General features: G+C 60.8%; 24 protein-coding genes. All 24 read right to left on the minus strand.

The window, feature by feature from the left end:
* Positions 1-6: 6 nt before the first annotated feature.
* Positions 7-1065: a recombinase RecA gene (gene recA, locus AC0Z4S_RS11285; protein ID WP_253499704.1), complete on the minus strand. Its 1059-nt coding sequence runs from the start codon at positions 1063-1065 to the stop codon at positions 7-9.
* An 83-nt stretch (positions 1066-1148) separates the two neighbouring features.
* Complete coding sequence (locus tag AC0Z4S_RS11290; RefSeq protein WP_485623029.1) at positions 1149-1649, minus strand: CinA family protein; 501 nt, start codon at positions 1647-1649, stop codon at positions 1149-1151.
* Between the two features lie 67 nt (positions 1650-1716).
* On the minus strand, positions 1717-2235 hold the full coding sequence (locus AC0Z4S_RS11295) for a lysis system i-spanin subunit Rz (RefSeq protein WP_485623030.1): 519 nt from the start codon (positions 2233-2235) through the stop codon (positions 1717-1719).
* Positions 2214-2780 (minus strand): glycoside hydrolase family 19 protein, encoded by a 567-nt coding sequence (locus AC0Z4S_RS11300; protein WP_485623032.1) that lies wholly within the window; start codon positions 2778-2780, stop codon positions 2214-2216. Before AC0Z4S_RS11300 ends, AC0Z4S_RS11295 begins: the two co-directional genes overlap by 22 nt.
* 35 nt (positions 2781-2815) lie before the next feature.
* On the minus strand, positions 2816-3028 hold the full coding sequence (locus AC0Z4S_RS11305; protein WP_485623033.1) for a hypothetical protein: 213 nt from the start codon (positions 3026-3028) through the stop codon (positions 2816-2818).
* Positions 3029-3038: 10 nt separating this feature from the next.
* On the minus strand, positions 3039-4241 hold the full coding sequence (locus AC0Z4S_RS11310; protein ID WP_485623034.1) for a carbohydrate binding domain-containing protein: 1203 nt from the start codon (positions 4239-4241) through the stop codon (positions 3039-3041).
* 32 nt (positions 4242-4273) lie between these two features.
* Positions 4274-4714 carry a phage tail assembly chaperone gene (locus tag AC0Z4S_RS11315; protein WP_485623035.1) on the minus strand — a complete coding sequence of 147 codons (441 nt, stop codon included), beginning with the start codon at positions 4712-4714 and terminating at the stop codon, positions 4274-4276.
* A 2-nt stretch (positions 4715-4716) separates the two neighbouring features.
* The gene (locus AC0Z4S_RS11320) at positions 4717-5643 is read right to left on the minus strand and encodes a gp53-like domain-containing protein (protein ID WP_485623036.1); all 927 of its coding nucleotides are present in this window, start codon (positions 5641-5643) and stop codon (positions 4717-4719) included.
* 39 nt (positions 5644-5682) lie between these two features.
* Positions 5683-6150: a phage tail assembly chaperone gene (locus AC0Z4S_RS11325; protein ID WP_485623037.1), complete on the minus strand. Its 468-nt coding sequence runs from the start codon at positions 6148-6150 to the stop codon at positions 5683-5685.
* The gene (locus AC0Z4S_RS11330; protein WP_485623039.1) at positions 6150-7076 is read right to left on the minus strand and encodes a glycine-rich domain-containing protein; all 927 of its coding nucleotides are present in this window, start codon (positions 7074-7076) and stop codon (positions 6150-6152) included. The genes AC0Z4S_RS11325 and AC0Z4S_RS11330 overlap by 1 nt, the downstream gene beginning before the upstream one ends.
* A 123-nt stretch (positions 7077-7199) precedes the next feature.
* Positions 7200-7715 carry a phage tail protein gene (locus AC0Z4S_RS11335; RefSeq protein ID WP_485623040.1) on the minus strand — a complete coding sequence of 172 codons (516 nt, stop codon included), beginning with the start codon at positions 7713-7715 and terminating at the stop codon, positions 7200-7202.
* Entirely contained in the window at positions 7712-8869 is a 1158-nt protein-coding gene (locus tag AC0Z4S_RS11340) for a phage tail protein (RefSeq protein WP_485623041.1), read from the minus strand. The genes AC0Z4S_RS11335 and AC0Z4S_RS11340 overlap by 4 nt, the downstream gene beginning before the upstream one ends.
* Positions 8870-8882: 13 nt before the next feature.
* A complete protein-coding gene (locus tag AC0Z4S_RS11345; RefSeq protein WP_253499682.1) occupies positions 8883-9482 on the minus strand; it encodes a YmfQ family protein in 600 nt (199 codons plus the stop codon).
* Entirely contained in the window at positions 9470-10516 is a 1047-nt protein-coding gene (locus AC0Z4S_RS11350; protein WP_485623043.1) for a baseplate J/gp47 family protein, read from the minus strand. The genes AC0Z4S_RS11345 and AC0Z4S_RS11350 overlap by 13 nt, the downstream gene beginning before the upstream one ends.
* A complete protein-coding gene (locus AC0Z4S_RS11355) occupies positions 10506-10904 on the minus strand; it encodes a phage GP46 family protein (RefSeq protein WP_485623044.1) in 399 nt (132 codons plus the stop codon). The genes AC0Z4S_RS11350 and AC0Z4S_RS11355 overlap by 11 nt, the downstream gene beginning before the upstream one ends.
* Entirely contained in the window at positions 10904-11413 is a 510-nt protein-coding gene (locus tag AC0Z4S_RS11360) for a phage baseplate assembly protein V (protein ID WP_116658366.1), read from the minus strand. Before AC0Z4S_RS11360 ends, AC0Z4S_RS11355 begins: the two co-directional genes overlap by 1 nt.
* Before the next feature lie 114 nt (positions 11414-11527).
* The gene (locus tag AC0Z4S_RS11365; protein WP_485623046.1) at positions 11528-12574 is read right to left on the minus strand and encodes a phage baseplate assembly protein; all 1047 of its coding nucleotides are present in this window, start codon (positions 12572-12574) and stop codon (positions 11528-11530) included.
* A 4-nt stretch (positions 12575-12578) separates the two neighbouring features.
* A complete protein-coding gene (locus AC0Z4S_RS11370) occupies positions 12579-13814 on the minus strand; it encodes a DNA circularization protein (RefSeq protein WP_485623047.1) in 1236 nt (411 codons plus the stop codon).
* Positions 13811-15577 (minus strand): phage tail protein, encoded by a 1767-nt coding sequence (locus AC0Z4S_RS11375; RefSeq protein ID WP_485623048.1) that lies wholly within the window; start codon positions 15575-15577, stop codon positions 13811-13813. Before AC0Z4S_RS11375 ends, AC0Z4S_RS11370 begins: the two co-directional genes overlap by 4 nt.
* 130 nt (positions 15578-15707) lie before the next feature.
* Positions 15708-16004, minus strand: a complete 297-nt coding sequence (locus tag AC0Z4S_RS11380) for a phage tail assembly protein (protein WP_007908778.1) — start codon at positions 16002-16004, stop codon at positions 15708-15710.
* Positions 16001-16348: a phage tail tube protein gene (locus tag AC0Z4S_RS11385; protein WP_007908779.1), complete on the minus strand. Its 348-nt coding sequence runs from the start codon at positions 16346-16348 to the stop codon at positions 16001-16003. Before AC0Z4S_RS11385 ends, AC0Z4S_RS11380 begins: the two co-directional genes overlap by 4 nt.
* Before the next feature lie 66 nt (positions 16349-16414).
* Positions 16415-17911 carry a phage tail sheath subtilisin-like domain-containing protein gene (locus AC0Z4S_RS11390; protein ID WP_485623050.1) on the minus strand — a complete coding sequence of 499 codons (1497 nt, stop codon included), beginning with the start codon at positions 17909-17911 and terminating at the stop codon, positions 16415-16417.
* On the minus strand, positions 17911-18093 hold the full coding sequence (locus AC0Z4S_RS11395) for a DUF2635 domain-containing protein (RefSeq protein WP_253499664.1): 183 nt from the start codon (positions 18091-18093) through the stop codon (positions 17911-17913). The genes AC0Z4S_RS11390 and AC0Z4S_RS11395 overlap by 1 nt, the downstream gene beginning before the upstream one ends.
* Complete coding sequence (locus AC0Z4S_RS11400) at positions 18090-18674, minus strand: phage tail terminator protein (RefSeq protein WP_485623051.1); 585 nt, start codon at positions 18672-18674, stop codon at positions 18090-18092. The genes AC0Z4S_RS11395 and AC0Z4S_RS11400 overlap by 4 nt, the downstream gene beginning before the upstream one ends.
* Positions 18675-18734: the final 60 nt, after the last annotated feature.

An 18734-nucleotide genomic window follows, 5' to 3' on the forward strand; every position in this document is an offset into this window, starting at 1 on the left:
AAGACTTCAAACGTCGACATCGGCCTCAGCCATATCATCGACTTTGTCCTTGGCCAACGAAGCCTTGACGTCGGCTGCCGGGGCCAGCAGCTTGTCACGCAGCTGCTTCTCGAGCTTCGCGGCGATTTCCGGGTTGTCCGCCAGGAACTTGGCCGAGTTGGCCTTGCCCTGACCGATCTTGGTGCCTTCGTAGGCGTACCAGGCGCCGGACTTCTCGACGAAACCGTGCAACACACCCAGGTCGATCATCTCGCCATTGAGGTAGATGCCCTTGCCATAAAGAATCTGGAATTCGGCCTGACGGAACGGCGAAGCCACCTTGTTCTTCACAACCTTGACGCGGGTTTCGCTGCCGACCACTTCGTCGCCTTCCTTCACCGCGCCGGTACGGCGGATGTCGAGACGAACCGAAGCGTAGAACTTCAGCGCGTTACCACCGGTGGTGGTTTCCGGGCTGCCGAACATCACGCCAATCTTCATACGGATCTGGTTGATGAAGATGACCAGGCAGTTGGCGTTCTTGATGTTGCCGGTGATCTTACGCAGCGCCTGAGACATCAGACGTGCTTGCAGGCCGACGTGCATGTCGCCCATTTCACCTTCGATTTCAGCCTTCGGTACCAGTGCCGCCACGGAGTCGACGATGATCACGTCAACGGCGTTGGAGCGCACCAGCATGTCGGTGATTTCCAGAGCCTGTTCGCCGGTATCCGGTTGGGAAACCAGCAGGTCATCAACGTTAACGCCCAGCTTGCCGGCGTACTCTGGATCGAGGGCGTGTTCGGCGTCGACGAATGCGCAGGTCGCGCCGGCTTTCTGTGCCTGAGCGATCACGGACAAGGTCAGTGTGGTTTTACCGGAAGATTCAGGACCGTAGATTTCAACGATACGGCCTTTTGGCAGACCGCCAATGCCGAGTGCAATGTCCAGACCCAGAGAGCCAGTGGAGATGGATGGGATCGCCTGACGGTCCTGATCGCCCATACGCATTACGGCACCCTTGCCGAATTGACGTTCGATCTGACCCAGGGCCGCAGCCAAGGCTTTCTTCTTGTTGTCGTCCATTAAAGTCCTCACGTAATCAATAAGGCCTGACGGCCAACACCTGTATAAGTAGCCAGTATTATTCCACAGCGTTCGAAGATCGCCTACCCCTGATTTTCGATTTCTCGTGCCGCTAGTCGCACAAGCCCCTCTAGCGCGGCCTTCACCGTTTGTCGGCGGACTTCATCACGGTTGCCGGGGAAGTGCTGAACCTCACTGTAAACCTCGTCGCCAACCCCCCAGGCCAGCCACACCGTCCCCACCGGCTTGTTCGGCGTGCCGCCGTCGGGACCGGCAACACCGCTGACCGCCACGGCAAAATGCGCGAGGCTGTGCTGCTGTGCACCGCGCACCATGGCCTCGACCACTTCGCGACTGACCGCCCCTACTGTCTCGAACAAATCAGCCGGCACATTCAGCTGGCGGGTTTTCTGCCGGTTGGAGTACGTCACGTAACCGGCTTCAAACCAGGCCGAACTGCCCGGAATCCGCGTGATCGCTTCGGCAATCCCGCCGCCGGTGCAAGACTCGGCGGTGGTGACGTGGGCATTGAGCACTTGCAGACGTCGGCCCAGTTCGGCGGCCAGTTGGGTGGTCTCTTTCACGGCGAGCTCCGGATCGTGTGGAATGCCTTCACCGTACACGAGCCGGACGCGCTTTCAATACACAGAATCATTCAAAATGTTCGGGCGCCAGCGCTCTGACATAGGCCTGACAGGCCTGCAACGCAATCAGTCCACGGTCGCCGGTGTCGGTGATGGCGATAATTCGTTGAGCATGCGCCGGGTCAAGTCGGGCGCGTACGGTTGCAGAATCCACGCCGCTGGCGCCGGCGGTGGCTGGCACGTTGCAGCCTGGGGCAATGTCGCCGGCGTCGAGAAGGACTGACAGGCGCACATCAGCAGTAGCAAGGCGATCGCGCAGGCGATCCTGATCACGTTGGGCATCGCTCAGCGCTCGATAATGGGTTTGTTCACTGGCCGCGAGTCGTTGCTCCAGCGCCAGGCGCTTATCCTGCTCGGCCTGTTGCGCGTTCGCAGCAGCTTGTGTCAGTTGATTTTGCGTTTCGGCGTTTAACCGCGCCTGCTCGGCCAATTGCCGCCCGTAGCGCCAGTCCTGAAACTGCCATGCCGCCGCGAAAGCGCCGGCAACCAGCAGCAACAGGCCAATCACCCGCCAGGAGCCGGACATAGCACCGCCCTCGCCCGCGCCCAGATTTCCAGACGATCCTGCAAGCCATTCAACCCGCCGTTGATTCGCCGGGTGATGGTGTTGAACTGGTCCGCGTCGGCCAGTTCATTCAGGCCCTTCTGCGCCCAGAACCATGCCGCCGATTCGACAGCCCATTGCGGTTGCTCGAGCAACTCGGGCAACGCCAACAGGCGCTCATCGCCAAACAACCCGAGGCTGCATTGGCGATAGTTGGCGCGACCGGTGATTTGTATGAGCCCTCGCCCCCGGTATTTTTGCCCGTCGCCGTCCGCCTCGGGCGTATTGCCCAGACGCAGCGCCAGGGTGCCGGTGTCGTATTTGCTCAGGTATTGGTTATTGCCCAGTTCGCGCACGTAACGCAATTGGCCCGACTCGTGGCCGACCTGTGCCAGAAACGCAGCGATGCGCTTTGGCGTGTCGATGCGTTGCCTGGCCATGGCGGCGTTGAGTGGCGAAACAAAAACGCCCGCTTGGGAGCGGGCGTTAGGCATGATGTCGATAAGGTGTTTTTCAGTTATTTGCATGCTGCTTGATCCTCCCTGGATGTTGCCCGATTGAATCACGGCTGACGGCTGATGCTTGCCAGCCATTTATTTGCCAGAGTTTTCAGGGTGCCCGCAGCCGCCTCAGGTGTTTCGTCCAATGACAGCGCCTGCCCGCCCGATGACAACCACGCCTGATACTCGGCCCAGTCGCGATTGGTAGGGTCCTGTGGAATGAAGGCTGAATCCTGCAAGCGCAATACGCCGCAAGCCGTCAGTTGATAAGTCATGGGGACACTCCTAGAGCTCAGCGTCTGCTGTCCATTCAATCTGCAGCCCGTTACCGGGCGCGCTGTTAGGGGGCGTGATGGTGCCAATCGCAAACGACCGCTGTGTTACACCGTTTACAACAGTTGCCGTACACGCAGTTTGTACCGTGAAATTCCAGACTTGGTTGCTTGCATTTCCGGGGCAATAAAGCACAACAGTAGGCTGCACCCTTTTCTGTATCTGCATGTTTATAGCCAGACCATATTGACTAGCATTGGCCCCCGCCGACTGGGTGAAGGAAAGAATGGAAGTAGTGGCGCCGTTATTTGCCTGAACCGGCAGACGGTTAGCGAAAGACTTCTCGAAGTAGCGCTGACAAAGCAGCAGCTCCTCAGCGGCCGGACGGTATTCAAAAGGTGTGGAAACAGGTCCTTCTTCCAACTGTACCTGAGCTAGATCGACTGTCTGCACAAGGTTGAGTGGCAGGTCGAATTCCAGTCTCAGGCGATCGTTAGTACCAAGCATTTTTCCTGCAATGGACGGTACTTGAAATGTCGTGGTGTATTTTGTCCAGGCAGTATTCAACTGAAAAGCACCCACCGCTTTTGTCAGAGGTTCCGAACCGCCTTCGCCAAAAAATTGCGCAATAGCGACTCTCAAGATGCGCGGCGCATCGGAACGCGCCCAGAAAGTAACCGTGGCCGGTTTCCCTGCAAGTGTTCGCACCGATTCAATGGCCTGGGAAATTTTGTGCTGCGTTGCACCAACCCCCGCAACGGTTTGCTGCCAGCGCAGAAAATAGGTCGGTTCATCGGCTACCTCGGTTTGCCCCGGGACGAAGCTTTGCTGGCTGATAGCTACAGCCGCATTTCCGTTCCAGTCGCAACGGAAACGATCAGCCACATAGCCGCCGACATTCGGCGCCTGATTAGTCGTCCCGCGTTGCCAGATATCGAATCCGCCATTGATCAGCAGATTCCTGCGATAAACCTGCACCGGAAACTGCTGCATCGGATCGGGTCTGGACAACTGCCGGATCGCTTGAGCCAATTGATCAGTCTGCTGTTCGTCCGGGCTCAACCCCGCTGCGGTAATGGCGCTGAGTATTTCCTGCGTAACGCTGTTGCCCCAGCTCGCCGGGATCAACGAACCGGGCGTACCAGCGATGGCGTCCTCGTCAACGAACTTGCCGTTGACCAGGCCAGAGCCTGGAACGCTTTTTGGGTAATCCATCTATATCTATCCTTGGTTGGAGGGCGAACCGCTCAAGCACTGGCGCCTAGCAAACCTTCAAGCCAGTCAGGTTCGACCGGGCGTGAACGGGCATCCGGGAAGTCCGGATGATTGGGCCAATCGCGCAGCGCCTGCCGATAGGCCAAGAGTGCTTTGAACTCCTCGGTCTGCAATGTTGTGCCCTCACCCACTTCCAGCTCTTCGGCATCACGAAACACCAGCCACTGGGTGTTTTGCAGGACGTGATTGCGCCATGCGCGCTCGTGGCTGGCCAGCGCGGCAGGAGAAACGACGGGGTCGGTCAAAACGGGTTGACCACTGGCACTGGCGCTGATGACTTTGCCGCTCGCCTGTCCGGCAAACAGCTCGGCGTATTGCGCCTGGGTGATTTCCACCGCACCTTCGGGTAACGCCGGACCGGGGTTTTCGACCCGATCGAATCCGAGTGTCTGTGCGTAAAAGTGAATAACCATGGTCAGTACCCCCAAACCAGTATGCGACCGGAAATACCGGCATCTGCCTTTACACTTGAAGCGAGGACATTGCGCACCCGAGCGGCGGCTGTCGTTCTCGTCGAGCTTCCCCCGTCGAAGGCCCAAACGGTTACGTTTGAGCCACTCCAACCTCCCGGATTGCCTTCATTGGCGATACCGCCAAGGACAGCATTGGGAAACATGATGGGCAACGACACCGACATGTAGCCGTTCGCATCACTTCCGCCGATCACCCACTGCACGATCAAACCGCTGGGAAACCGTTGATAGCCTGTCGTGCCGAATTGCGCCGCAGCGTTAGCCGAGTACTTCAGCGCAGCAGTGCCATAAACCACCCATATTCCAGACTCTTTGACGAAGTTGGCACTCTCGCCATTGTTCATCACGATCGACGTCAGATAGCCCCCTTGGGGGCTGATCTGCGCGCCGGTTTTACTGGCCACGGTGACGGGTGCGTTATTACGGCAATGCAGACTGATCGTGGCGCCGCTCGGCACCGTGGGAGCACCCGCATCCGGAAGCGTCACTGTATAAGTCGCATTACCACCCAGACCGATCGAGCAGCCGACATCGGCCTGGGTCAACTGTGTGGCAGCGGTTATCCCCCGAGCACTGGCGTAACTGCCCAGCGCCCGCTGCACAAACTCGGCTGTTGCCGCCGAGCGTCCGCCATCGAACTGCGCAGCGGTCATGAACAACGCCGGACTGCGGAGCGCAGCCAACAATTGATTGTTCGATGCCTCGTTCGGCGCCATCCCGGCCGCCTGAACGACGTTGAGAATTTCTTGCGTGACGCTGTTGCCCCAAGTCGCCGGAATCAGCGAACCGGGTTTTCCGGCAATGGGGTCTTCATCGACAAACTGGCCATTGACCAGACCGACACTGGGCACACTTTTCGGGTAGTCCAATGTTTCTCTCCTTGAACGAAATGTTGTGTTGGCTTGGCCTCAACCAATGGCAGTGGTCAGCCATAACGGTGTTGCCGGCCGAGAGTCTGCCGCCGGGAAAAGCAGCGAATCAGGCCAGTCCCGCAATGCCTGTCGATACTCGAGCAGTTCCAGGTATTGCGTGGGCTTGAGCGATGTGCCGCGCCCCAGTTCCTGTTCATCGCGATGTCGCGTGACCAGCCATTCGCTCGCGTTGAGAGACGCTTCACGCCAGGCACGGGCGGCGATCACGGGTTCCTCTTTTGCGACAATGGGCGCCTGAGTCACCACCCGGCTCTGCTGTGCAGGCAGTGGTTCGGCGACCGTCGGAAACTCGCCGATCGGCGCGCCGATCTCGACCTCTTGACCCTCCGGCACCTGAACCATCGTCTCTACGAAGGTCGGGGCAAACAGCTGGCTGATGGCGTACTCACCCGTGTCTATCCGTTCGATGACCACGCCGTTCTCGACCCGTGCATAAATGGCCATTATTCGTACTCCCAGATTTCACAGAAGGCGTTGCCGCCGGCGCCGCTGAGAACGGCAGCCGAAGCGTTGGTTGAACAGGAGCCGCTGCCGCCGGAACCGCGCCCGCCGGCGATGCCAATCCCGTTAACCCCCACTCGCGTACCGCCACCGTCATACGGGCTGGCACCGCCCGCCCCCGAGAGGACGCCCCAATTGGCGTTGTACATCGCGTATTCACCGGATACGCCCCGAGCATTGGCAAGATTGCCGCCTGTGACGGCTTGTCCTCCGGCACCGCCCTGAACGAAACCAACGGCTGTGGCAGTTACCGCGATGGTGAGAACCTGCCCGCCTCCACCGCCCGCAGCGCTCATGTAGGTGCCGAACGAAGCACCTCCGCCGGGCAGCCCCATCACGTTACTCGCGGCACCGCCGCCGCCCAGCGTCACGGGCACGCCTGCAAGTATTTCCGCAGTTACGTCATACAGGCTTTGTACGAAGGCTCCAGAGCCTCCGCCGCCGCCAATACCATGGTAGCCGGCGGCAACGGGCAAGCACCCGCCCCCGCTCCCCCCCGCACCGACCAGCCGCACGTGGATCCGTCTGGCTTTGGGGTTTGGCTTGTAAAGCGTAATCCCGACTTTCTCGAACTGCCTGACCGCCAGCAGCCGCCCCACCGCATCAGTGATGCCGTAGCCAGCCAATGTCGTCGGGGTGTTTTTCAGTTTGGTGAAGTCGACCAAGGCTCCGATGGCCGTTGCCAACTGGTCGGTTTTGGCTTCATCAGGCGTCAGCCCCGCAGCCTTGATCGCGTTGAGAATTTCCTGGGTGACGCTGTTGCCCCATGCAGCGGGAATCAACGAACCCGGCGTCCCCGCCACCGGGTTTTCATCGACGAAACGGCCGTCGACCAGGCCGACGCTGGGGACGCTTTTTGGATAGTCCATATGTTGTTCGTTCCTGTGAAATGACAAATGAGCCGTGCCTGCGCACCGGCAAACACAGGTCTGGTTCGGAAAATAAAAAGCCCACATCGAAGTGGGCTTGGGTGAAGCGGGACGAGATATCAGTTAGCTGGAAAGATCGCTGGCAAGTTCGCCAATGGCAATCAAGGCTTCATCGGCCGCGCTGCGCGCCAGATCGATCTTGCCCTTGCCCGCCTGCGCGCGGATCTGCGCTTTGGCCTTCAGGCGCAAAGTGCGCAGAGTGAGCAAATGGTCAGTCAGCTGTTCGGCCTTGGCGAGAATCTGCTCCGCCGCCTGTTTGGCCGTGCGACCTTTGACGACCCACGCGGCAACTGCGAGAGGGACTTCTTTTTTCGGGTAACCGGCGTCCTGAAAAGCCTGAGCGTCTGCGGCTGCCTGTGCGTACTCCATGGCTTTGAGCGGGTCGCCTGCCAGTGCGTTGCGAGCGCTGTCGGCAGTGGCGTCAACCTTGGTGCAGAGGCGTTCGGCTTCCTGCAGATCCAGCGCAATCTGCTTGTCTGCATCGAAAATCCAGCTCTGCCCATCCCACTCGTGCGCAGCCGACGGTTGCGGCAGGCGCAACTCACCGTCGCACTGATGGAGTTCCTGAATAACGATCATCGAATAAGCTCCCACGAAAACTGTACGTTCACCGCGTCGGAAAAGTTGATGGCAATGCCCACGCTGTAATCAGTGAGTGGATGGGTTTTGATACCCATGCTCAGCAATAGCTCATCGCTGTCGGCATTCGATTGGCCCAGGTTGTGTTCGGCCTGATAGCACTGCCACAGCGAGCGCAAGTTGGCATGGTCGAAACTGGCTGCCAGAGTTGAAACCGTGACGTCATTGACGATGTTGTTGGTGAACAATACGCACGGTGAAACCGTTGCCGGGTTCCATCCTCCCGGGTTGTTCGAACTGCCCGTCAGGATCGGCGACAGGAAGCAGTAGTTGCCTCCTGCCCAACCGGTGGATGGAAAGGCGACTGAGGTGACCGCCGTCGACGATGGCGTCGGGTTACCGGCGACCAGTCGTGCCGCACGTGCATGGGGGTCGAGCGGTAAAAATATTGCGCCGGTACCGTTTACCGTTTGCGTCCAGGTCAAACGTGCGCGGTTGTATATGGTCCGCACAACCGGCACCGAACCGGGTGCTCCGGTTATTACCCACGCAAGGCACATGTCCAGAGGCGTGGACTGAAAACCGCCGCCGGCAGCGCCGTTGACCGTACCTTTCAGCGAGTCAGGCACCACGTCATGAATGCCACCGCGTTGCGTGTAGGGCGTCAGTACGCCTGCGACAACTTGCGCTCGCAGAAAGTAATGGCTGCTGGGCAGCAGGTCCGCGCTGCTCCACGCCGCCGTCACAAAGGTGCGCGAACGTCCGAGTTGGCCGGCCACTACTTCCTGACCGAGACTGATAAAGGTTCCCGCTGCGATCGAAACCCGGCCGCCACTGGTTGAGGCCGCAGCCGGACTGACCGGCAGACGTGCATCGGCGGTGGCAACTGTAGGCAGTGGCAGCGCCGCCAGCGGCAGCGCCAGATCCTGGTTCCAGCCCTTGGCGGTTACCGATTGAATCGCCTGCAACAACTGATCGTATTTCTTCTCGTCCGGGGTCAGCCCGGCCGCATTGATCACGTTGAGAATCTCCAACGTGACACCGTTACCCCAGTCCGCCGGAATCAACGATCCCGGCGTTCCGGTCATCGGGTTCTCATCAACAAACTTGCCGTTCACCAACCCGGCACTGGGCACACTATTCGGATAATCCATCCCTCATTCCTCCCTAGTCATAGTTGATATGCACCTTGGTATGCGCTGGCGCACTGCGGTGGATCAGGCATTCCAGTGCTGAGCCGGGGTTGACGCCGAAGCGCTCGCCCCAGTAGCTTGCGCCGTAACGCCGGCCGAGCAGCAGGCGGCCGCCGGTATTGAGCGTCCACATGAATTGCGCTTCCCAGGTGCCCCAATGGGCTGAGCCGAAACGGGCGCGGCCCATGCGCGGCGCTTCGTGTTCGGTGATGCTGGCGTTGGGGTAACCCTGGCTTTTGGCGATGTCGAGGTAGTAGCCGACGGCCTGGCTGCCGACTGCGAGCAGACGGCGGCGTACGGCCAGGCGGCGGTCGTCGAACAGCGGTGTGGCGCCCAGACACGGGTCGGGTAGTTGCATGACGCGTTCCCAGTCGGGCACCAGTTCGCTGACGCCGGCCGGGTCCATTTCGTTGAGCAGGTCGGCGGCGCGGGCATCAAGGCGCGCCAGTTCGACGGCGACACCTTCGAGCACTTCTTCGAGCTCCGGTACCCGTTCCGGGTCCCACGCCGGGCCGCTGGGCAGCAAGGCGCGCAATTGCGCCTGGTATTGCGCGGCGGTTCTTATGCCCCCCATATGCAGCCTCCGAAGGTGAGCAGTTCGCTCTGCCCGGCCGGCACGTCAGCGGCTGGCGCGGTCAGCGTGTGATCGTACTCACCGCCAGCGCTGCTGATGGCTTCGCGGATATGGCTGATGAGCAACGGCACACCCAGATCGGCCTCGCGGTTGTGCAGATCGCGCAACTGCGCTTCGACAGCGGCGCGCACGGCGGTGGTGTCCGGATTGACGCTCTTGAAGCGATACACCACCGGCACTTGCACCGGTCGCTGCACATGCACCTGGGCGGTGACCGGGCGCAGCGGTTCGAGGTAATCCTGAACCTCTGCCAGTTGCTCATCGTTGGGCACCGGTTGCGGATCGTCGTCGCGCATGATGAACACGGTCACCGTGCCCGGACCGAGCAAGCCGCCACGACACCACGCCCGCGTCACACCCGGCACTTCCAGTGCCCAGGTTTCGTAATCGCTGGCCGCGCCGCCGTGGGGAATCACGCGGTAGGAACGGATGACCCGCGAGCGCAGTGACTCGAGGCTTTCACGGGCCACGCCACCGCTGAGGCCCGGCGCCAGCACCACGAAGCTATTGCCGACAATCCCGGCAATCGGTTGTACCGGGGTCAGCGTCAGACCGCCCTCAGCGTTGCCGAGGCTGCCGGCCTCCAGCGCCGCAATCGTGGTGCTGTTGCTGCCATTGACCGTGGTGCGCGCGGTGGTGACTTTATAAGTGCGGCCATCGTTCGCTTGCAGCAGCGTGTCGATATCGAGCACAGCGCCGGGAGTGGCGGTAAAACTGACGCTTCCGGTAGCCACTTGCGCGGCTTTGCGCGGCTGGTTCAGGCGCAGTGCGGCGATACGTTCAAGGGTCGACTCGTCGGCCTTGTCGGGCAGGATCTGCTCGGCGATCCAGTCGAGATAACCGTACAAGCCATAAGCAGCACCGCCAAGAGTACGAGCGAGCACTTGCGCATCGGACTGGCGCAGCGAATCGCCGGCCAGGTCGCTTTGGGTGCGCTTGATCAGCACCGGCAGCGAAGGGGTTTCAAACGGCATAGATCACCTGCCAACTGTTATCGGGGTTGATGTCCAGACGTTCGCCGTCGGCCAGGGTCAGGACCGTGCGCAGGTTCAGGCGCTGGGCGTCGAGGCGTTCGCTGATGATGTCGATGGCGCTGCAGTGGCCGTCGTCGAGCAGCCACTGCAGGGCTTCTCGGGCATAGAACTCGGCGTCCATTTGCGTCTGCCGGGTCAGCTTGACCCGGCGCAAAAGCCACAGCCGCGAGCCGATGCGATCGTCGGCCACGGTGGGAAAACTGTCGCCCCACCAGCCGAAGCGCTCTTCGTCATCGAGGGCGTCGTCATCGGCGGCGCGGCGCCAGGTGAACAGACTGATGAGCACGGCGCGGGTCAGTGCTGCTTGTAGGTTCTGGCTGATGAGCATCATTGGCCTCCTGCCGGCGCGCCGGTCTGCCCATTACCGGCCTGAACGCCCACATGGACGTGCTTGATCTGGCTGATACCGCCGGCCAGTTGATCACCCGTGGAAACGATCTTGCCGGTCTGGTTGATGACCGGTGTATCGAAGTTCACCGCGCTACTGGCGCGGATATTCAGCGTGGCGGTTTCGATGTCGATGATCCGCCCGCGCTTGAAATGAATCCTGTCGCCCTCGTCGGTGTAGATCGCCACTTCACCGGCAGCGAGTGCTTGCAAGCGATAGCGGCGGTCGGCAATGACCAGAGCGATGGCGTGGGAACGGTCACCGCCGATGAAGGTGACGATCCCTTCGGCCCCAGCCAGCGGATGGCTGGTAAAACCGTAGGGTTCGAAGTGTTCGAGGTCGTCGTTGACTTCACCGGCGGTGAGGCGCATTTGCAGCGATTGCAGTTTCGAAGCCGAATTGGCGAGCACGACAGTGCCGCGCGCCAGCAGGCGTGTCAGTAGGCTCATTCTTGGTTCTCGTAAGAAACGGGCCGAGGTCAAAAGATCGCAGCCTTCGGCAGCTCCTACATAAGATCGGCGTACACCTGTAGGAGCTGCCGAAGGCTGCGATCTTTTCCGGGCCTATGAGGATGTTTTTGGAGGTGTGGGATTGGCATCAAAGCTATGCGGCGGCGCCACTTGCAACGTGGTTACCGAACCCTGCGCCGACAACGAATAAGTGACTTTGGAGATCAGCATGTCGCCATCGAAATCAAGCACCGGATCCTTGACCTTCACCAGCGTGTTGTGGCGCCACAAATCACCATTGCTCTGCCGCCAGCCCTGCACCTGATAGGTGGTGGTCTGCGCCCGGCCCATGCGGGTGGCGCTTTCCCATTGGGCACGCTGCTGCGCCAACTCAAAGGTCAGTTGCGTGCCTTCATTGATCACCGTGGTGCGGCGGCGTTTGAAGCTCAGATCCGCCGCCGTCGATTCGACTTCGCTGACCGCCGCGCCGCTTTTCGCATCCGAGCCTTTCTGCTGGCCGATCACCCGGTACTCGGAGAACACCTGGCTGAAATCCATCGGCGCATTGGCCGACAGAATATTTTTTCCCAACTCCAATGCATCGCTGGCGCGCCCGCCGCTACCGGGTTTGGCCAACACCAACTGGCCCAGCTCGTTGTCGGTAGAAAACACCCGCAGCAGCGACAGCAGCCGGTCGATCGACTGAAACACCGTTTCACCCGGCACGATCGTGTGTTTGGTCAGGCGAGTGGTTTCGCTGATTTCATTGACGACCCACAGTCCATATTCGCTCGCCAGATCGCGGACGATGCTCAGCAAGGGTTGTTGCTGCCATTGGCTGGGCAGGTTGCGCGCGGCGCAATCGACCAGATCCTGGGTTTTCGAACTGCCTTCGATGGTCAGACTGATCTGCCGCCCGTCATAACGGATCGGCGCCTTGAACACGTAGCCCGTGAGCACCAGATCTTTGCCGATTTTTACTTCGCAGGGGTCGCCCGGTTTGATTCTTTGATCCACGGTCTGCCCCGGCCATTGCCAGGTAATGTCGAGTTTGAAGGTGCGGAACTGACGCTCCAGATCGGCAGTGATTTCGACGCTTTTCCAGCCGCCGTATTCCATGTCGTTGACCGTCAGCGTGACGTGATTGTCCATCTCGTTCATGGCGTCACTCCCGCGAGACTTTCACATCGTTGGGCGAGAAACCCGGATGGGTAATCGCGTTACGCTGAGTCACTTCTTCGACTCGCGTGGCGTCGCCGAACTGCTTGTAGGCCACGACCACTGCCGGAAAGCTTTCCTGAAACGATTTGCTGACTTGCCGCACGCCGGAGGACGCCACCGCTTTGAGATGAGCCACCAGCGCTTCCTTGACATCATTGATTGCCTGGAAGTGCGCAGGTCCGGCTTTCGCCAGCATCGGGTCGATGGCGGCAGTCACCGCTGCGCGCAGGGCTTGCATGTCATCGCTGACGGGGACTTCCTGACGGCTGACCGGCGACGTCGACTGTTGAGCCACCGACGGTGTCGACGCCAGCTTCACCGGCGTGGTCGCCACCGGCATCGACGCGACCCACTGCGCGACTTTGACCAGCATCGTGTCCTGCACCAGATCGGCCATCGCTTGCGCTGCGGCGTTGGTGTCCTTGCCGGTGGTGATCTTCGGCGCATCGGCCTTGCGAATCGCTTCGAGTTGCTGCGACACGTCGGCAATCACGCCACGGTAGCCTTCCTTGGCGAACGCTTTCAGCTCCTTGATATCGCCAAGCAAACCCTTGAATTCTGCCGCCACTTCCTTGGGCAGCTCCTTCACGGCTTTGACCAGTTCGGTGATCTGCCGGTATTGCTCGATCAACGGTTTCAGTTGTTCCTTGATCACCTCGTAAACGCCGGTGAGGCTGTTGCGCAGGTTGGTGATGCCGATCCGCGCAGCCTTGATCAACGTCATCGCCTGTTCAAAACGCGCCACCGCCGAACCCAGTAGACCGTCGGCTTTGGCCAGCAGCACTTTCTGCGTGCTCACCGTGGCTGTCGGAAACGGCAGCGGCTGATCGGGATGGAACTTCAATGCGAACGTCACCAGCCCACCGTCCTGGCGGGTGTGGGTCATGTCGCATTCGCCGACCTTGACTTGCAGGCGTCCGAGCCACGGATGCACCAGCTCGCCACGGCCCTGCTCCAGCGCCTTGAGCAACTTGTCGCGCTGCTCCAGGCAATCGGGGCCGATGATGAACGCGGTCAGATCGTGGGTCTTGGCCTGCTGGCCGAGGTCCTCGAAAAACGGCAGGTCGCGCTGCGGGTATTCATGCAACTGCCCTTTGCGACCGACCGGGGTTTTCGCCTGGTCGATCCAGAAGCCGACACCGCGAAAGGATGCCGGCAACAAACGGTCACGCCAGTTCATTGGGAACCTCCCATCGACAGTGAGCGATAGCCGATGCGCGAAGACACGGCGAGGCCCGGTTGATTGCTTTGCGGTTGTTCGGTGCGCAGGCCTGCCGGCGCATTTTCGAAGCGCACGGTCAGGCCGCCTTCGAGTTGCGTACGGTTGTTGGCGGCGCTTTGTTGAATCAGCGCGCTGGAGGTTTGCGGCAACGAACCGCTTTGCAGTGTGCCGTTGCCAGCAGGCGCCGGGCTGGCACCGAAGAACGCCGGCGCCAGCTCACCCTTGCCTTCGGCATTGGTCTGGCGTTGCGCTTGGGTCAGCGTTTCGACCTTGCCGGTGACCTTGGCTATCAATCCGGCAAAACCGCCGTCGAACAATTCCTTGATCGGCGCGATGACGGTTTGCAGCTTTTGCCACAACTCGCCGAACCACTCGGTGATCGGCCCCCAACTCTCGATGATCTGATCCAGAGGCTTCCATTCGAACAGGCTGTGGAGAAAATCCACGACCGGCGCGGACAGTGCCAATACAACGCCCCAAATCGCCGAAAAGACCTCCCCGATCGGTTGCCAATACTGGGCAATCTGCTCCAGCGGCGACCATTCGAACAGGCTGGTGAAAAAGCCTCTGACCCGCTGCACAGAGGTTTGCAGCGTCATCCAGATCGGTTCGAAGAACCCGACAATCCCACCCCAGGCGCTGGTGAGCATTTCCATCGGGAAAAAATCGAACAGCGTCCGCAGGATATCCCGGGTGCTTTGTACGGCCGATCGCAGGGTCGTGAACATCGGTTCGAAGAACGTCACGACACCACCCCACGCATCGGTAATCATCTGCATCGGCGAGAAATCGAACAGGTTTCTGAGAAACGCCATCACCGGCACACTCAAGGCCTCGAGCAATTCCCAGATCGCCGAGAACAGGCCGGTCAGCGGCCCCCAGTTGTTCATGATCATTCCGGCCGGGGACCAGGAAAACACCGATTGCAAAAAGTCAGTCACCGGCGCGGTGACTGCTTTGACTTTGTCCCAGACGCCCGAAAAGAACCCGCCGAGCGGTTCCCACAACGCCGCCAGGGCCGCCAGCGGTCGCCAGTCGAGTATCGAGCGCAACGTCGCCATCGCACTCGCCCCGGCGTTTTTCACGCTTTCCCACATCCCTGTGAAGAACGCGCTGATCGGTGTCCAGTTGGCTACGATCAGACCGGCGGCCACGGCAATGCCCATGGCGATCAGCATGATCGGGTTGGTCTTGAGCACCATGCTCATGACGTCCATCACCTGGGTCATACCGGTGACGGCGGTTTGCATGGCGGAGAAGGCAATGGCACCCGCCGCCAGGCCTTCGACCAGTTGCGGATTGTCGGCGAGCAGGCTGCCGACCTGAGTCAGCACCGGCTCCAGGCCAACCACCAGCGCCCCGACGGCTGGCACCAGCGCGGCGTCGACCGAGGCCGAAACCTTTTCCATCGACGCACTGAACACGTTCATGTTCTGCGTCGCGATTTTCGGCGCGGCGGGCAGATCGACGGTTTTCGCCGTGTCACTGACCTCGCTCAGTTTGCCCTGAAACGCCGCTGCCGATTTGATCCCTTCCACAAACGGCGTGATGACACTGCCGCCCTTGAACAGACCACTGATGTCCAGTTTGCCGAGGCCGGTCTGCTCAAGATTGTTTTTGAAACTCTCGACCTTCACGCGCAGGGCGCCCAGTTTGGGCGAGAGTTCATCGATGCCGGTGATCAGCACCGGTTTCGGGGTTTTCTTCTCTTCGTCTGCCATCACTGCACCTGCTGCATCGCGTTGATCCGTTGCGCGTGCTCCAGCGATTCGCGGAGCACATCCAGTGGCCTGGCCATCATCTGTTCGGGGTCAACCTTCCAGAACCAGGCCAGGTCATAGGCGACGGCGATCAGGTCGGTGATGGCGCCGACGCCGCACTCATGAAAAAACTCGCAACGGCCCAGCTCAGTGCGTTGAGGTCAGCCAGATCCAACTGGTTGACCGACGACGGCGGAATGCCGGCGCACACGGCGATGTATTTGGCCGCCACGTCCATGTCGAGGCTGACTTCTTCGCTCTTGTCGATCTTGTACGGCAGCGCCTTGATCGCTCGCACTTCCTGCACCGTCGGACGGCGCAGAACGAGTTCGGTCAGGGGCTCGCCGTGGGCTTCGATCGCAACCTGAAGCTTCACGGCGCCGCTCATTGCCAGGTCCCCTTGATGCCTTCGAATTTCAGTTCGATGGTGGCGTCGTCGCCCTTGGAAACTGGCTCTTCGACCAGGTAGGCGCCGGCCAGCACGTAGACTTTGCCATTGCTGAATTCGCAGGTGACGGTGATATCGGTGCCTTCGATCAGCTTCTTCAGCGGGAAGTCGGCGGTGTGCAGCGCGGTCACTTTGAACGACGGCGCGATGTCGGTTTCCTTGTAGAAACCGGGCACGACGGTTTCACGTTTGACGGCCATCAGCGGGGCTTCGCAGCCGCCATTGATGGTCAGTTGTGCGCCGTCGACCTTGACGTAGCAGGTGCCTGCAATCAGTTGACCCATGGTGTTTCTCCCTTCAAATAAAAAGCCCACGCGAGGTGGGCTGAATGCTGACGTCGACTGCGCAAATCAGGCCGCGTCGTCGTACTGCAGACGGAACTGGTTGAGCAGTGCGAACACGCGCAGACCGTTGATGTAATCCGGCGGGAACAGCACGTTCACGCGGCTCGGGTCCTGCACGTCGCGCTCGACGATCAGGTGTTCGGCGAACAGTTCGGCATTCTCGACGTGGCCTTCCAGTTCCAGCTTGGCGTACTGCGCGATCAGCTCACCGCGAATGGTCGCCGGGGTCACGATCGGCTGGCCGGCGCCGAAACGGGTGCCGTCAGAGGCCAGTTTGTGGCGGCCGTATTTGCTGGTGATCACGCTTTGCAGACGACGCACGATGAACGCCGACTGGTGCATGGTTTCGCTGTCCAGATAGGAGTTGTCGGCCTGACCGTAGGCGTTCTTCTGATAGGTGGTGATCGAGCGCTGGATGCGCACATAACCGCCTTCGTAGTAAGCGGTGGCGATGCCGTAGTTGAGCAGCGACTGACGCTCGGTCAGGGTGAAACGCTCGCTCGCCGGCGCCGGGTCAACGCCCGGCAGGCTGCCGCTTTGCGTCGGACGGCTGGCGTCGGCAGAGATGAACACCGCCGTGCGCGCAGCCAGTGCCGCCGCTTGTACCCAGAACGGTTGCGGTACGCCCGGTTCCAGCGCCTGAATGGTCATGTGCTGATCATTGCGCGCCTGGCCTGCAGCGACCAGCGTGCCGACGGTACCGCGCTTGGCGCTGTAGACGTGACCGAACAGTTGCTTGGCCCACGACCAGCGCCCGGTGCTGTCATCCATGACCGCTTGCCAGGTGTTCAGAGTGGCCAGATCGGACCACGACAAAGCGATGAATTCGAACGGCTCATCGCCCAGTGCCGCGACGGCGGCGATCTGATCCGGCACACCGGCGCCACCGGTCATGGTGGTGATTGCGGTGGTCAGGCCAGCCGGGGTTTCTTCGCCATTGCTCTTGCCCAGGCGATTGAATTGCAGGCTGATGTCGTTGCCGCTGTCACCCGTCCACTTGGCAGTCAGGGTGACGACAGCTTCGGCAGCGGCAGCGCTCACCGGCAAGTCGGCAGTGGCGTTGATTTTCTGCGCCAGTGCGGTGGCCGCTTGCGCGGCGGTGGCGCCATTGACCACGGTGGCCTGCACACGCACGCCGCCGACATACAGGTTGAGCATGCCCGCCTGAGTTGCGGTGCCAGTCAGGGTCAGAACACCTTTGGCGATGGCGCCTTCAGTGTTGTGCAGCGGCAGGCACCAGATTTCGCCGATCGGGTCGGCCTTGCGGAAGGTCTCGTACATCGAAGCGAGCATCGAGCCCTGGCCGCCGATGCTTTTCGCCAGCGCCACGCTGGAGACCAGCACCAGTTTGCCGACTTCAGTCGGGGCAATATTGTCGTTGACCTGCGCGACAATCAAACGGCGCATGGCCGAGGTCGCGCTGTTGGCGGCCGAGTTGTCCATTTCGGCATAGAACAGCGGCACACGAATGTCCGCCGGGATGTTGCTGAATCCGATCGCCATTATTTGGCTCCCTGTGGTTTAGCCGCTTTTGCGGTTTTGAGTGTGATGTCGCCGTCGGCCAGACGCCGGCGCCACCAGGCGCTGTCCAGCACTTCACGGCCTTCGGCCGGCAGCAGATCGCCCGCCTCCGGGTCAGGTACGACACGGCCGGCGGCCGGCAGTACGGTGATGCGGTTGCTCATGGGGTTACGTCTCCAGAGAAAGTCATTTCCACCCGGCCATCGGGGCCCGGGCGTTGCAGGTTGGGGTCGGCCGGGTCGATCGCATCGACCCGCACCGTGGCCCCGGTAAAGGACGACAAACCGTCCAGTTCGCGTTCGTGCCAACTCTCCGCAGGCTGACCGGGCAGATTGCGGCCAAGCTGGAACTCGGCATAAAAACGCAGCCGATAAAACACGCGGCTGCTGTTGATCGACACCAGTTCGCCGCCGTCGTAAACGATGGCGCTGTAGTCGGCGTCAGGCTTGAAACCCACCAGCGCGCGCCACAGTTCGGCGCGCAGGTCGTGCAACAGATCCAGCGCTTTTGTAGCGTCGGTGGCGTCAAGCGCGAGGACGATTTCGAAGCGCTCGCGGATCGGTTGGGTGATGAGGTTTTGAGTGGTGCTGCTGTTGGCCAGATCGGCCACAGGCAGCATGTGGGCCGAGGGCGTCGGCAGACTCGGGTTGCCTTGCAGCAGAGCCAGGTCGACGCCCACCGAAATGTGATTGGCAAGCCCAGGGCATTGCCCACGCAGTTGCGTGAGGATCGGGGTGATCTTCATGGGGGTTTTCCGAAGTAAGAGAAATTACAGAGGACGCCGCAGTCCCTGTGGGAGCGAGCC

This window comes from Pseudomonas sp. 1L-B-1-E-C1 (assembly GCF_057291835.1).